Here is a 13,801-nt window from a genome sequence, read left to right on the forward strand (position 1 = left end):
GGGATCAGCGGCCGTCCTCGATACCGGCACCGGTGCCGCGGGTCTCGGCGAACTCCTCGGCGAACACGGACTCGTACTGCTTCATGAAGTCGGCGGCGGCCTCGACGAATGTACGGCCGGCCTCGCCGGTGTCCTGTCTGACCAGCTCTTCGATGTACCGGTTGACGCTGATGCCGCGGGCCAGGGCGCGTTCGCGGGCCGCGCGGGCGGTGCCCTCGTCCACGCGCACGTTCAGCTGGGTCTTCGCCATGCCTCGACGCTAGCGCCGGCGCGCTAGCAAGGCAAGGGTGCGCCGAACCGGTGCGCCGGGTCGGCTTGTCGCCTACGCTCGCCCGGGACGGGCGGTTCAGGCGACCGGGAGGCGCTCTTGTCCACACCTGCTGCGCAGCACCCGCCGGGCGGCGCGGTCGCGGCCCGCGCCCGCGGGCTGACCAAGGCCTACGGCTCCGGCGAGACGGCCGTCATCGCCCTGGACTCGGTGGACGTGGACATCGCGCGCGGCCGTTTCACCGCCGTGATGGGGCCCTCGGGGTCCGGGAAGTCCACGCTGATGCACTGTCTCGCGGGGCTCGACACGGTGTCGGCGGGCCAGGTGTGGCTGGGCGACACCGAGATCACCGGGCTGCGGGACCGGGAGCTGACCCGGCTCAGGCGGGACCGGGTCGGCTTCATGTTCCAGTCCTTCAACCTCATCCCGACGCTGACGGCCGCCGAGAACATCACCCTGCCCATGGACATCGCCGGCCGCAGGCCCGACCCGCGGTGGCTGGACCAGGTCATCGACACGCTCGGCCTGCGCGACCGCCTCACGCACCGGCCCGCCCAGCTCTCCGGCGGTCAGCAGCAACGGGTCGCGTGCGCGCGGGCGCTGGCCTCCCGGCCGGAGCTGATCTTCGCGGACGAGCCGACCGGCAACCTCGACTCGCGGGCCGGCCTGGAGGTGCTGGGCTTCCTGCGCGGCGCGGTGGACGATCTCGGGCAGACGGTCGTCATGGTCACCCACGACCCCGGCGCCGCCGCCCACTCCGACCTGGTGCTCTTCCTGGCCGACGGGCGCATCGTGGACGACATGGAACGGCCCACGGCGGACGCCGTACTGGAACGCATGCGTGTCTTTCCCGGGGCGAACCCCCGGACCCCGACCGCCGGAGAGGACTGACCGGGTGCTCAAGGCGACCCTGAGGAGTTTCCTCGCACACAAGGGGCGGCTCGCGCTGTCCGCGCTCGCCGTGATCCTGTCCGTGGCGTTCGTCGCGGGCAGTCTGATCTTCTCCGACACGGTCACGCGCACGTTCGACCGGCTGTTCGCCTCCACCGCCGCCGATGTGACGGTCCAGCCGAAACAGCTGGACCTGCGGTCGGCCCGGGTGAGCGGCTCGGTCCAGACGCTGCCGGCCGCGCTGCGGGACCGCGTGGCGCGGGTCGACGGGGTCGCGGCGGCCCGCGCCGAGGTGTCGGTGCAGAACGCCGTCGTGGTCGATGGCCGCAACCGGTCCGTCGGCCCGACCACCGGGGCCCCGACCATCGCGATGGCCTGGTACGTCACCCACCGCAGCCCCGTGAAGCTCACCTCCGGCCATGCCCCGCACGGCGCGGGTGAGGCGCTGCTGGACGCCGACACGGCCGACAAGAAGCACGTACGGATCGGCGACGCGCTGACCGTGCAGGCACAGCCGGGCACGTTCCGGGTGCGGGTCGTCGGCATCGCCACGTTCACCACCACCAACCCCGGCGCGGCCCTGGTCTTCCTGGACCCGGCGGTGGCGGGCCGCGAACTGCTCGGTTCCCCCGCCAGGGCGACCAGCATCGCGGTGGACGCGGTCAAGGGGGTGTCCGACGCGGAGCTCAAGCGGCGTGTCGCCCGGGCGATCGGCACCGGGACCTACGACCTGAAGACCGCGAACGAGCAGGCCAAGTCGGCGGCGGCCAGCCTCGGCACCTTCCTCGACGTGATCAAGTACGTGATGCTGGGCTTCGCCGGTGTCGCCCTCCTCGTGGGCGTGTTCCTCATCGTCAACACCTTCTCCATGCTGATCGCCCAGCGCACCCGTGAACTGGGCCTGCTGCGGGCCCTCGGCGCGGACCGGCGGCAGGTGCGGCGCTCGGTGCTCGCGGAGGCGCTGCTGCTCGGGCTGGTCGGTTCCACGCTCGGCCTCGCGGCCGGGATCGGCCTTGCGCTGGGCCTGATCCGGCTGATGGGCGCGTTCGGGATGAACCTGAAGGCCACGGAGATGGTCATCGGCTGGGGCACGCCCGTCGCAGCGTACGTCGTCGGTCTCGGCGTCACGTTCGTGGCCGCCTATCTGCCCGCGCGGCGCGCGGCGGCCGTCTCGCCGATGGCGGCGCTCGTGGATGCGGAAGTCGCCGGTGTGGGCAAGCCGTTGCGGACACGGGCGGTCGTCGGCGCGGTGATCGGAACGGTCGGCGCGGCGGCGCTGGCCGGGTGCGTGGCGGCCACGAAGACCGCCCAGGCGGCCTCGCTGCTCGGTCTCGGTGTGGCCCTGACCCTGATCGCGACCGTCGTCGCCGGTCCGCTGCTGGTGCGGCCGGTGATCCGGGTGCTGGGCGCGGCCTTCCCCGCGCTGTTCGGCCCGGTCGGCCTGATGAGCCAGCGCAACGCCCTGCGCAACCCGCGTCGTACGGGGGCCACCGCCGCCGCGCTGATGGTGGGGCTGGCTCTGGTCGGCGGGATGTCGATGGCCAGCGCCTCGATGTCCGCGTCCTTCGACCAGCAGATCGACAAGACGCTCGGCGCCGACTTCATCGTCCAGAACACCAACTTCACCCCGTTCACCCGGCAGGTGCGGGACACCGTGGCCCGGACGCCCGGCGTGGCGCTCGTCGTACCGCAGCGGCTCACCCAGGTCGCCGTACGGCTGCCGAAGGGCGACCGGGTCACGACGGCCGCCGCCGCGTACGGTCCCGGGCTGGACGACGTCGTGCACCTCACCTACGCGCAGGGCGGTTCGGCGGCGGCGCTGGCAGAGGGACACCTCGCCATGGATGCCGACTTCGCCAGGGACCACGGCGTGCGCGTCGGCAGCGTCCTCCCGGTCGCCTTCCCGGGCGGGCGGCACGCCGAGCTGACGGTCGCCGCGCTCACCAAGCAGCAGACGGCCGAGGGCTTCGGCGCCCAGGGCGGCCTCTACTTCGGCCTCGCCACCCTGGAGAAGTACGCGCCGGCCGCGCTGGACTCCGCGCTCTACGTCAACGCGGCCACCGGCACGAAACCGCAGGACCTGCGTCCCCGCCTGGAGCGCGCGCTGAGGCCGTACCCGCAGGTCCAGGTGCGCAACCAGACCGACTACAAGAACCTGGTCCACGACCAGATCGCCGTCCTGCTCTATCTGGTGTACGCGCTGCTCGGGCTGGCGATCGTCATCGCCGTGCTCGGGGTGGTCAACACCCTCGCCCTGTCGGTGGTGGAGCGCACCCGGGAGATCGGGCTGCTGCGCGCGATCGGGCTCGGGCGACGGCAGTTGCGCCGGATGATCCGGCTGGAGTCGGTGGTGATCGCCGTGTTCGGCGCGGTCCTCGGGCTGGCGCTGGGACTCGTCTGGGGCGTGTGCATGCAGCAGGTGCTGGCCCTGCGCGGGCTGACGGCGCTGGCGATCCCCTGGAGCACGATCGTCGCCGTCGTGATCGGCTCGGCGGTGGTGGGCGTGGTGGCGGCGCTGCTGCCGGCGCTGCGGGCGTCGCGGATGAACGTGCTGGCGGCGATCGCCCACGAGTGATGGAATCGCAGCGATCACCAAGTCGGCTGCCCTGTAGGAGAGTTCATGCCGCGTCCGTTCCGCTTCGGGGTCAACCTGCTCACGCCCGCGCCGGCCGCCGACTGGCGTGCGAAGTGCCGACGCGCCGAGGAGCTGGGCTACGACGTGATCCTCGTCCCCGATCACCTCGGGATGCCCGCTCCGTTCCCGGCACTGGTCGCGGCGGCCGAGGCGACGCGTCGGCCCCGGCTCGGCACGTTCGTGCTCAACGCGGGGTTCTACCACCCGGCCCTGCTGGCCCGTGAGGTGGCGACCACGGACGCGCTCACGGGCGGGCGCCTCGAACTCGGGCTGGGCACCGGGTATGTGCCGGCCGAGCACGAGGCGGCGGGGCTGCCGTACGGCTCACCGCGCGAGCGGGTGGACCATCTGCGGCGCACGGTCGAGGAGCTGGAGCGACTGCTCGGCTCCGAGGAGCACGAGCCCCGCCCCGCCCAGCCCCGGGTGCCGCTGTTGATCGGCGCCAACGGCGACCGGATGCTGCGGCTGACCGCCGAGCACGCCGACATCGCGGCCTTCACCGGAGCCCGGCCGGGACCCGCTCCCGGATCGCTGGAGCCGCTGACCGCCGAGGAACTGGACGAGCGGGTGGCGCGCTACCGGGGCCTGGCGGCCGGCCGGGCGGAACCGGCGGAACTGAACCTGCTGATCCAGCTCGTGGCGGTCACCGACGACCCGGAGCCCGTACTGAAGCCGCTGCTGGAGCGGCAGCCGCAGCTGACCCCGGACGCCGCGCTGGCCCTGCCCATCGTGCTGGCCGGTCCGCTTCAGGAGCTCGTCGCCCGGGTGCGGGCACAGCGCGAGCGGTTCGGCTTCTCCTACCTGACCGTGCTGGAGCCGTACATGGAGGCCTTCGCGCCGGTGATGGAGCGGCTGCGCGCAGAGTCCGCATGATGGAAATCCCCGCGCGCGGCTCACGCGGCATGCTCCGATGATCACATGACCGATCTGTGTATCCGCCCGGCAGCCCGCACCGACCTCGACTCCGTCCTCGCCTTCTGGAAGACGGCCGCCGAGGGCACCAGCATCAGTGACGACCGGGACGGGGTGGAGCGGCTGGTGGCCCGCGACCCCGAGGCGCTGATCCTGGCCGAGCAGGGCGGCGAGCTGGTGGGCACGGTGATCGCGGGCTTCGACGGCTGGCGCTGCCATCTGTACCGGCTCGCGGTACATCCGGAGCGGCGCCGTCAGGGCATCGGCTCGGCGCTGCTGGCCGCCGCCGAGGAGCGGTTCGCGGGGCTCGGCGGGCGGCGCGCGGACGCGATGGTCCTGGTCCGCAACGAGACCGCGCACCACGCCTGGGGCGCCGCCGGTTACGGCCCCGAGGAGCACTGGCGGCGCTGGGTGAAGCCGCTCACCGACTGAAGACACTGAGCCATCTTTGCCCATCCTTTACCATGGAGGGAGCACTCGGCCCTCTGTGAAAGGTTGTGAGCGTCCGCCCATGGGCGAGCCTCCCGGTCCGTGCCATCGCGCGTCGTGTCGCGCCCTGTCCGATCATGGGACGGGGGTGACCCGATGACCGAAGTGCTGCTCCTCCTGGTGGCCATCCTGCTGTCAGTGGCCTGCGGCGCCTTCGTGGCGGCGGAGTTCTCGCTGACCACGGTGGCGCGCGGCGAGCTGGAGCGGGCCGCCGAGCGCGGTGAGCACGGCGCCGCCGGCGCCCTGAAGGCCGTACGGAACCTGACCTTCCAGCTCTCCGGCGCCCAGCTCGGGATCACCGTGACCAACCTGGTCGTCGGCATGCTCGCCGAACCGTCGATCGCCAAGCTGCTCGCCGGCCCCTTCCGGGCGATGGGTCTGTCGGAGGGTGCGGCGAGCTCGGTCGCCCTGGTGCTCGGTACGGCCCTGTCGACGGTGTTCCTGATGGTCGTCGGCGAGCTGGTGCCGAAGAACTGGGCGATCTCCGCGCCGCTGGCCATGGCCAAGCGGGTCGGCAACCCGCAGCGCTTGTTCAGCGCGGTCTTCCGGCCCTTCATCACGCACCTGAACAACACGGCCAACCGCGTCGTGCGCCGGTTCGGCATCGAGCCGGCCGAGGAACTGGCCTCCGCACGCGGTCCGCAGGAGCTCGCGGCCCTCGCCCGGCACTCCGCCAAGGAGGGCGCCCTGGAGCCGGACACCGCCGAGCTGTTCGTGCGGACGCTGAACCTGGCCGATCTGACGGCGGAGAACGTGATGACCCCGCGCGTCCAGGTCATCGCCCTCGAGTCGCAGGCGACCTGCGAGGACGTGGCGAACGCGACCCGGGCCACCGGCCTGTCCCGGTTCCCCGTCTACCAGGGCAGCCTGGACTCGGTCGTCGGGACCGCCCACATCAAGGACGTCCTGGCCGTCCCCGCCGACCAGCGGCGCCATCGCACCGTCGCCCAGGTGATGCGCGAGCCGCTGCTGGTCCCCGAGTCCCTGACCGTCGACCGGCTGCTGGACCGCCTCGGCGGCAGGCGCACCATGGCCGTCGTCATCGACGAGTACGGCGGCACGGCCGGCGTGGCGACCCTGGAGGACATCGTCGAGGAGGTCGTCGGCGAGGTGCGGGACGAGCACGACCCGCACGAGACGCCCGACCTCGCCCCCGCCGGGGCGGACGAGCAGGGCCGGGCCCTGTACTCGGCCGACGGCGCCGCCCGCACCGACCAGCTCGCGCGGGTGGGACTACGGGTGCCCGAGGGGCCGTACGAGACCCTGGCCGGCCTGGTCGCGACCCTGCTGGGCCGGATACCGGTGACCGGTGACACGGTCCAGGTCGCGGGCTGGCGGCTGGACGTGGTGGACGCCACGGGCCGCCGGGCGGCGCGGGTGCTGCTGCACGCGCCCCTGGACGACGAGCAGGCCCAGGAGACCGCGGAGGGGGCGCGATGACCGCCGTACAGCTGCTGATCGGTCTGGCTACCCTGGTCGTCAACGCCTTCTTCGTCGGCGCCGAGTTCGCGCTGATCTCCGTGCGCCGCTCGCAGGTCGAACCCCTCGCCCAGGCGGGCGACCGGCGCGCGAAGAGCGTGCTGTGGGGCCTGCAGCACGTCTCCGCACTGCTGGCCGCCGCCCAGCTCGGCATCACGCTGTGCACGCTGGTCCTGGGTGTGGTCGCCGAGCCGGCGATCGCGCATCTGCTGGAGCCGGTGTTCCGCGCGGTCGGTGTGCCCGTGAGCGCGGGTCACGCGGTGTCCTTCGTGATCGCGCTGACCCTGGCGACCTATCTGCACATGCTGCTGGGCGAGATGGTCCCGAAGAACATCGCGCTCGCCGAACCGGTGCGCAGCGCGCTGCTGCTCGGCCCGCCGCTGGTCGCGCTCTCCCGTACCCTGCGCCCGGTGATCTTCGCGGTCAACGCCTTCGCCAACGGGCTGCTGAAGCTGCTCAGGGTGGAGGCGAAGGGCGAGGTCGCGGCCACCTTCACGGACACCGAGCTCGCCGAGATCGTCAAGGACGCCAGCCAGGCGGGTCTGATCGACGACCGCGCGCAGGAGCGGCTGCACGACGCCCTGGAGCTGGGCAGCCGGCCGGTGCGGGATGTCGTGGTGCCGCTGCAGCGAGTGGTGTACGCGCATATGGGCGTCACCCCGGAGCAGTTGGAGCGGCTGTCGGCCGACTCGGGCTTCTCCCGGTTCCCGGTGGTCGACGTGGGCCGTCGGATCGTGGGCTACCTGCACGTCAAGGACGCGCTGGACGCCTCGCCGCGGGACGTGCCGTTCCGGCTGCGGGACATGCGGCCCATCGCGCGCGTACGGGAACGGACCCCCCTGGACGACGTGCTCACCGCGATGCGCGGCAGCCGTACCCATCTCGCGGCAGTACTCGGCGACGACGGCCGCCTGGCAGGCCTGGTGACCATGGAGGACGTGCTACGCCAACTCTTCGGCCAACCCGCCTGAGCCTCCACCGGATCCGCCGGGGCTGAAGGGGTGGGGCGGGGGCGGAGTGTGGGCGGGGCTGGGGCTGGGAGGCCGGGGCCGGAGGCACGGGTGGGGCTGGGGGCTGGGGGTCCAGCGGGGGCCGACCGGCCGGGGGGCGGGGCGGATCGGGGCCTGGGCAAGTCCGGGGGCCGGGCGGGTCCGGTGGGGCTGACTGGCCGGGGGTCCAGCGGGGGCCGACCGGCCGGGGGCGGGGCGGATCCGGGCCTGGGCAAGTCCGGGGGCCGGGCGGGTCCGGTGGGGCTGACTGGCCGGGGGCGGGCGGATCCGGGCCTGGGCGCTGGAGGACCGGGCGGGTCCAGAAACCGGAGGCCTGGGCGGCCCCGGGCGCTGGAGGACCCGGCGGATCCGGCGGGGCTGACCGGCCGGGGGTCGGACGGGTCGGAGCTCGCGCGGGTCCAGGGGGCGGAGTGTGGGCGGGGCTGGGGTTGGGAGGCCGGGGCCGGAGGTGGGGTGGTGGGGGTTTCTGGGGTGACCGACCGGCGGGTATGGAGGCGGGATACCATCGCTGACGCCATGCAGACGAATCCCACTCCTCCCCCGTACAACAGCCTGGTCGCGGTCGGCGACTCCTTCACCGAGGGCATGTCGGACCTGCTGCCCGACGGCTCCTACCGGGGCTGGGCCGACCTGCTCGCCGCGCGGATGGCCGACCGCACGCCGGGCTTCCGGTACGCCAATCTGGCCGTGCGCGGGAAGCTGATCGGGCAGATCGTCGACGAGCAGGTGGACGCGGCGGCGGCCATGAACGCCGACGTGATCACGCTGGTCGGCGGGCTCAACGACACCCTGCGACCCAAGTGCGACATGGGCCGGGTGAAGGGCCTGCTGACCGAGGCCGTGGAGCGGCTGGCGCCGGCCTGCAAGCAGCTGGTGCTGATGCGCAGCCCCGGTCGGCAGGGCCCGGTGCTGGAACGGTTCCGGCCCCGTATGGAGGAGCTGTTCGCCTGCGTGGAGGAGCTGGCCGGCAGGCACGGCGCGGTCGTGGTCGACCTGTACGAGGCACCCGCGCTGGCCGACCCCCGGCTGTGGGACGTGGACCGGCTGCACCTGACGGCGGAGGGGCATCGCCGGGTCGCCGAGGCGGTGTGGCAGACGCTCGGCTACGAGCCGGAGGACACCGAGTGGCATGTGCCGATGCCGGCCACGGTGCCACCGGGCTGGCTGACGCGCCGCGTGGCGGACGTGCGGTTCGCCCGCGAACACCTGCTCCCCTGGATAGCCCGGCGCCTGACCGGCCGCTCCTCAGGGGACGGCCGGACAGGCGCCCACTTCAGCGCTGAGCTGGGCAAAGCCTTCTGGGTCACCCCAGCGGACCACACAAACCCCGGCCCTGTGACGGACTGGCGACGGGTGGGGCCCTGACCCTGAGCCCGCCCGGCGTGCGCCGATTACAGTAAGTCGCGGGCGGGCTCGCACCGACCGTATTCCTGCGCGCCGACGGCGCGGGATGCGGAGCACTGGCAGCTGCTGAGGCCAGGCCGCTTCCAGGTCAGCCACACCACCGCCGCCCGCTGGGCCGGCCGCTACCGCCGGCAGGGCGCCGAGGGCATGGATGACCGCTCCAGCCGCCTAGCGCCGCTTGCGCTTCTTCTTGCTCCGGTTGTCGGCGCTCGGCTTGGCACCGCTCGGCCGGCCGGGCGCCGTCGGGTTCGCCACGGCCTCGTGCAGGCCGATCCGGCGAGTCCGCCAGACAGTCAGCTCCCACAACCCGATCGCAACGCCGACGCCCACGACGCCGACGGGGAGGGAGCTGAAGTCGGGATCGGCGGGCTGCGGGGCCAGCCAACCGCTCGGGTCCACCAGCAGGTCCTCGGTGGTGCCCGCGTCCTCCGTGCCGTTGCAGCCCATGCCGACGATGTCGGCGTGGTCCATCGGCCTGCCGTCGGTCCGCTTCAGCCTGCAGTGGTAGATCGGGCCGGTCTTGCCCTTGGTCGTATACACCGAGGTGATCCGTACCTCGGCACGCTGTCCCTGGCTCTGCATCAGCGCGGCCTGGAAGACCAGCCCGGAGCCGAGCACGACGGCCAGTCCGATGATCAGCCCGGCGAAGAACACCCACCCCTTGGTCGCGGTCGCCATCAGCACCGCGATCGCAAGGGCCACGGTCAGCACACCGAGGATCAGCGCCGCCGGAAACCAGTCCGGGCTGGTGCCGAGCACGCCGATGCCCACCATCAGCAGGGGGACGAGCGCGGCTATGCGGGCGAGCCGCCGCACCACGTGCGGGGGCCAGGCCACGTTCTTCCGGGACCCCTGCGCCATCAGCGGGCCTCGAACCGGCGCAGCCCGACCCGCCGGGACAGCCAGACCAGCAGCTCGAAGAGCACCAGTACCACCGGCAGGGCCCACGCGGCGATGTCGATCCCGCTGTAGTCCGTCTCGGCCGGCTCCGGGGCCGTCCAGCCGTGCGGGTCGACGAGCACGTCCTCGGTCCGCCCGACTGCCATCGGCCCGTCGCAGGAGTCGTTGCCCAGCTCGGCGTGCTTGAGCGGCTTGCCGTCCACCCGCCCCAGAAGGCAGGTGTACTCCGGCCCGTGCTTGCCCTGGTACGTCTTCACCGAGGTGACCCGCACCTGCACCCGCTGCCCTTGGTGCGCCATCACCTCCGCCTGCAGCACCGGCCCCGGCCCGGACAGCGCGGCGATCCCCACGATCACCCCGCCGACGATCAACCACCCGTTCGGCGCTGCGATGACCATCAGCGAGAGAGTCGCGATCAGCGCGAAGGTCCCGAGCACCAGTCCGAGCCCGCTCCAGTCCGGATTGGCGGCCAGCAACGACAGCCCGACGATCACCGGCGGACCGAAAAACGCCATCGCGGTGAGGCAGCGGACCTGCCGGGACGAGGTGGCGGTGGCTATTCGAGGCACGGCGTCAGTGTGACGAACGGGGTCGTCAGGCTGAAAAGCGGGGGTCCGTCGTAGCACGCGCCGTTGTCGGTGAGGCAGCGGCGGATCGGTGTGATGCTGTGGGCGGCGAAGAAGGCAACGGCCCGGTGCCGGAAGGCGACCACGGTGACAGCCTTCTCGTCGTCCGGGGCCTCGGTGCAGGCGAACCAGGCGTGGTCGTCGAGCGCCGAATGCAGGTACGTGTATCCGACCGTGCCGGTGCGGGAACCGGTGCGTTTGGAGGCGCGGGCGGACTCGGTGCCGACGCCGTGCATCAGCCGGCCGCCGCCGTTCGGGATGCGTCCGAGCTTCTTGACGTCGACGTGAACCAGGTCGCCGACCCGGTCGTGCTCGTAGCGGATGACCTCGCGCAGCTGCTCGCCGGTCGGTGGATCCAGGTCCCGGAGCCGGCCCACGTCCTCGCCTCACCAGGATGCGGTGCACGGTCGCCGGCACGAGTGCGACGCTGTGCAGCCACTGCAGGTCGGCGGCGAGCCGGGTCGGCCCGTGCTTGGTCTGCCGCCGCAGGTCAGCGATGTCCGCGATCGGACGTCCGGCGTCGTACCGCAGGCACAAGCGCAGACGTCCTTCGGGGGTCAGCGGTGCGTTCCGATGTCCCCTGCTGGTGGCGCTCCCGGACTCGGCGGCCGCGTTCACCGGGAGCCCCGGGATCTCAGGGCTCCCCCACGAGCGGCTGTGCGTGGCGTCAGCGTGCGAACTTTTCGATGGCCGCTGGGGTGACGGGGGTGAAGAAGTTGACGAGGTTGCCGTCGGGGTCACGGAACAGCAGCGACCGGTTGCCCCAGGGCATCGTGGTGGGCTCGGTGACGAAGTCGGTGACGAAGCCGGTCAGGTTCTGGTGAACGCGGTCCACGTCGTCGACGAGGAACTCGGTGATCACGCTGTGATTGTCCGCCGGGCGGGCAGAGCCCGGAGCGAACAGCGGGACCGTGCGGGTGCCGGCGATCGCGAGGGTGGCGCCCGCGGTCTTGAGTTCGGCGAAGTCCTCGGTGGCCCACATCGCCCGCGACCCTGTGGCTCGCTCGTAGAACTCGACGAGGCGCGCTACGTCGCTGGTGATGATGCGGATCGAGACGAAGTCCATGGGGATCTCCTCGGCTGTGCTGGAGGCGTGCACGTCGCAGGCTAGGAGAAATAGTGGACAGAATCGGTCCTGTATTCGCGTTAGGCTGCGAACGTGCCTCGACCCACCGGCCGCGTGCTGACACTCCTGGAACTGCTGCAGTCGGGCGGCACCCGGTCGGTGGCCGAACTCGCCGACCGGCTCGGTGTCGAAGGGCGCACCGTGCGGCGGTATGTGGACCAGCTGATCGACCTGGACGTCCCCGTGGAATCGGTGCGCGGCCGCTACGGCGGGTACCGGCTCGCCCCCGGGTACCGCCTGCCTCCGCTCATGCTCAGCGACGACGAGGCGCTGGCCGTGCTGCTCGGCCTGGTCGCCGGTCGCCGAGCGGGGTTGACGACGACGGAGCGCACGGCGAGCGAGACGGCAGCGGCGAAGATCCGGCGGGTGCTGCCCAAGCACATCGCCCGCAGGCTCGACACACTCCTGGAGGCCGTCGCCTTCACGGATCAGCCCAGTGATTTCGACACCCCGAACGCTGAGGTCCTGCTCACCGTCGCCGATGCGGTGCGCCACCGCCGACCGGTCTCGATCCGCTACACCGACCGCGACGGACGGCGCAGCGAACGCACGCTGCACGCGTACGGGATCGTCGCCCACGCGGGTCGGTGGTACGTCACGGGCAAGGACGCCCAGATCGGCGCGGACCGAACCTTCCGGCTCGATCGCATCGCAGACGCGCGGACCCTGCCCGGCTCATTCGAAGCGCCCGCGGGTCCCGATCCGGCACAGCGCATGTTGTCAGCCTTCGCCACGGCCGAGTACCGGCACGAGGTGACCTTGCGGATCCACGGGACGGTTGAGCAGATCCGTGCCCACCTTCCCGCCAGCGTCGCGAACCTGGCGGAGTACGCGCCCGTGGCAGGCGAGCACCAGGCGACCGAGCGCTGGCTGCGCGTCGAGCTACGGGCGGAGCGGCTGGACTGGTTGCCTCCGGTACTCGCCTCACTCGACCGGCCGTTCGTCATCGAGCGCCCCGATGAACTGCGCGACCTCGTCATCGCACTCGCCGATCGCCTCGCGTCCTACGCTCGCCAAGCCTGACCACGAGGAACCAATGTCATGAGACGGCACGCCTAAACCGGTGGAATGCACGTATTCGGAGGTGACGTATTCCTCTGGGGCGGTGGAGCTCTACTGGTGGGGCGGCGCCCGAGGGCGTGCCCTGCGCCGTGCGATGGACGTCGTCCGTCTTGAGGGTGATAGCGATTCTTGAAAGCGGCTCTGACCGCAGTTCCGTGACGCCACCCGTCACCGCTGTCGCCCGGCGATGACGCCGTTGATCAGAGTTGCCCACCGTCGGTCGGCGCCGTCCCGGTCGCGGCCGCCGGGACCGGTCAGTAGATGGCGAACCCAATCAGCACCAAGCCCCAGGGCGCGAAGATCACTGGAATTGATATGAGCCAGCCCATCCTCCAGGAGGTCCTGGACCCGATGAAGACGCAGAACAGCGCCATCAGGATTGTGTAGATCAGGAAGGCGTATGCGATGACCACCGCACCGGAACCCACCGTGCCTCCTCGTGAGATCTGCCGCGCGGATGACGGCAGTTCCTTCTCGACTCCCGGACCCCTAGTTGAACATGTTCAAATCCTGTGGGGTCAAGCGTTTCGGGAAGATTGCATACGGAGGTTGGCGTGGGCAGCCGGCCGGTGCCGTGAGGCAGGGCCGCCGTGGCCGTAGGTGCATCGGCGTCTCGTGCTGCCCCCCTTGTAGATGCGCCGGGGCTGTTGCTCTTGCGGGCGCACCAGCCGTTGCGGATCGGGACGGGGCCAGCGGCCTCGAGGGCCGCTTGTGGCATTTCGCGGCCAGTTCGGCGGCGGTCGTGAAGTAGACGCGGTGCCCCGCCTCGACCGCGGCCGGGGCGACCGCGAACATGGTCTTGCCAACCCTCACCAGGCCGAACTCATGGCTCAAGCAGACTCTCCAAGACACACCCAGGCCCATTCGACACGCCGGGCGACATCACGGACGGCCGCCCGCCGAAGCGTCCGGAACTGCTGCCGTACGAGGCCCAGGCGTAACACGGTGACCGGGGTCTCGTAGCTTCCGCCGAACCGGGGCATGGCGTTGGCCTGCACA

At 71.9% G+C, this 13,801-nt stretch carries 14 protein-coding genes and 1 pseudogene; 9 read left to right on the plus strand and 6 right to left on the minus strand.

Annotated features, from left to right (window positions below; all coding sequences use genetic code 11):
- Window positions 1-4: 4 nt before the first annotated feature.
- Complete coding sequence (locus tag ACWC2T_RS26855; protein WP_450672921.1) at window positions 5-250, minus strand: toxin-antitoxin system HicB family antitoxin; 246 nt, start codon at window positions 248-250, stop codon at window positions 5-7.
- A gap of 117 nt (window positions 251-367) precedes the next feature.
- Between ACWC2T_RS26855 and ACWC2T_RS26860 the strand changes: the two genes are divergently transcribed.
- The 8 genes and pseudogenes from ACWC2T_RS26860 to ACWC2T_RS26895 form a co-directional block, all read left to right on the plus strand.
- A complete protein-coding gene (locus ACWC2T_RS26860; RefSeq protein ID WP_450672922.1) occupies window positions 368-1,159 on the plus strand; it encodes an ABC transporter ATP-binding protein in 792 nt (263 codons plus the stop codon).
- A 4-nt stretch (window positions 1,160-1,163) separates the two neighbouring features.
- A complete protein-coding gene (locus tag ACWC2T_RS26865; RefSeq protein ID WP_450672923.1) occupies window positions 1,164-3,734 on the plus strand; it encodes an ABC transporter permease in 2,571 nt (856 codons plus the stop codon).
- Window positions 3,735-3,779: 45 nt separating this feature from the next.
- Window positions 3,780-4,667 carry an LLM class F420-dependent oxidoreductase gene (locus ACWC2T_RS26870; protein WP_450672924.1) on the plus strand — a complete coding sequence of 296 codons (888 nt, stop codon included), beginning with the start codon at window positions 3,780-3,782 and terminating at the stop codon, window positions 4,665-4,667.
- A gap of 45 nt (window positions 4,668-4,712) precedes the next feature.
- Complete coding sequence (locus ACWC2T_RS26875) at window positions 4,713-5,138, plus strand: GNAT family N-acetyltransferase (RefSeq protein WP_450672925.1); 426 nt, start codon at window positions 4,713-4,715, stop codon at window positions 5,136-5,138.
- Between the two features lie 153 nt (window positions 5,139-5,291).
- Window positions 5,292-6,635 carry a hemolysin family protein gene (locus tag ACWC2T_RS26880; protein WP_450672926.1) on the plus strand — a complete coding sequence of 448 codons (1,344 nt, stop codon included), beginning with the start codon at window positions 5,292-5,294 and terminating at the stop codon, window positions 6,633-6,635.
- Complete coding sequence (locus ACWC2T_RS26885; RefSeq protein WP_450672927.1) at window positions 6,632-7,645, plus strand: hemolysin family protein; 1,014 nt, start codon at window positions 6,632-6,634, stop codon at window positions 7,643-7,645. Before ACWC2T_RS26880 ends, ACWC2T_RS26885 begins: the two co-directional genes overlap by 4 nt.
- A gap of 555 nt (window positions 7,646-8,200) precedes the next feature.
- Window positions 8,201-9,049, plus strand: a complete 849-nt coding sequence (locus ACWC2T_RS26890) for an SGNH/GDSL hydrolase family protein (protein WP_450672928.1) — start codon at window positions 8,201-8,203, stop codon at window positions 9,047-9,049.
- A gap of 96 nt (window positions 9,050-9,145) precedes the next feature.
- Window positions 9,146-9,256, plus strand: a pseudogene (locus ACWC2T_RS26895) (IS481 family transposase); the annotation flags it as partial.
- Here the strand turns inward: ACWC2T_RS26895 and ACWC2T_RS26900 are convergent.
- The 4 genes from ACWC2T_RS26900 to ACWC2T_RS26915 form a co-directional block, all read right to left on the minus strand.
- On the minus strand, window positions 9,257-9,949 hold the full coding sequence (locus ACWC2T_RS26900; RefSeq protein WP_450672929.1) for a hypothetical protein: 693 nt from the start codon (window positions 9,947-9,949) through the stop codon (window positions 9,257-9,259).
- Window positions 9,949-10,557 (minus strand): hypothetical protein, encoded by a 609-nt coding sequence (locus ACWC2T_RS26905; RefSeq protein WP_450672930.1) that lies wholly within the window; start codon window positions 10,555-10,557, stop codon window positions 9,949-9,951. The genes ACWC2T_RS26900 and ACWC2T_RS26905 overlap by 1 nt, the downstream gene beginning before the upstream one ends.
- Window positions 10,545-10,991, minus strand: a complete 447-nt coding sequence (locus ACWC2T_RS26910; protein ID WP_450672931.1) for a hypothetical protein — start codon at window positions 10,989-10,991, stop codon at window positions 10,545-10,547. Before ACWC2T_RS26910 ends, ACWC2T_RS26905 begins: the two co-directional genes overlap by 13 nt.
- Before the next feature lie 290 nt (window positions 10,992-11,281).
- Window positions 11,282-11,680, minus strand: coding sequence for a VOC family protein (locus ACWC2T_RS26915; protein ID WP_450672932.1), 399 nt, complete (start codon window positions 11,678-11,680; stop codon window positions 11,282-11,284).
- 93 nt (window positions 11,681-11,773) lie between these two features.
- On the opposite strand from ACWC2T_RS26915, the gene ACWC2T_RS26920 reads away from it, so the two are divergent.
- Window positions 11,774-12,763: a helix-turn-helix transcriptional regulator gene (locus tag ACWC2T_RS26920; protein WP_450672933.1), complete on the plus strand. Its 990-nt coding sequence runs from the start codon at window positions 11,774-11,776 to the stop codon at window positions 12,761-12,763.
- A gap of 293 nt (window positions 12,764-13,056) precedes the next feature.
- Here the strand turns inward: ACWC2T_RS26920 and ACWC2T_RS26925 are convergent, their stop codons facing one another.
- Window positions 13,057-13,230, minus strand: coding sequence for a hypothetical protein (locus ACWC2T_RS26925; protein WP_450672934.1), 174 nt, complete (start codon window positions 13,228-13,230; stop codon window positions 13,057-13,059).
- Window positions 13,231-13,801: the final 571 nt, after the last annotated feature.

The organism is Streptomyces sp. NPDC001393 (assembly GCF_053597455.1).

Bases quoted from the DNA above. Each gene is read 5' to 3' on its own strand.
- ACWC2T_RS26855 (WP_450672921.1), bottom strand. From the start codon at position 250: ATGGCGAAGACCCAGCTGAACGTGCGCGTGGACGAGGGCACCGCCCGC.
- ACWC2T_RS26870 (WP_450672924.1), top strand. From the start codon at position 3,780: ATGCCGCGTCCGTTCCGCTTCGGGGTCAACCTGCTCACGCCCGCGCCG.
- ACWC2T_RS26875 (WP_450672925.1), top strand. From the start codon at position 4,713: ATGACCGATCTGTGTATCCGCCCGGCAGCCCGCACCGACCTCGACTCC.
- ACWC2T_RS26880 (WP_450672926.1), top strand. From the start codon at position 5,292: ATGACCGAAGTGCTGCTCCTCCTGGTGGCCATCCTGCTGTCAGTGGCC.
- ACWC2T_RS26885 (WP_450672927.1), top strand. From the start codon at position 6,632: ATGACCGCCGTACAGCTGCTGATCGGTCTGGCTACCCTGGTCGTCAAC.
- ACWC2T_RS26890 (WP_450672928.1), top strand. From the start codon at position 8,201: ATGCAGACGAATCCCACTCCTCCCCCGTACAACAGCCTGGTCGCGGTC.
- ACWC2T_RS26900 (WP_450672929.1), bottom strand. From the start codon at position 9,949: ATGGCGCAGGGGTCCCGGAAGAACGTGGCCTGGCCCCCGCACGTGGTG.
- ACWC2T_RS26915 (WP_450672932.1), bottom strand. From the start codon at position 11,680: ATGGACTTCGTCTCGATCCGCATCATCACCAGCGACGTAGCGCGCCTC.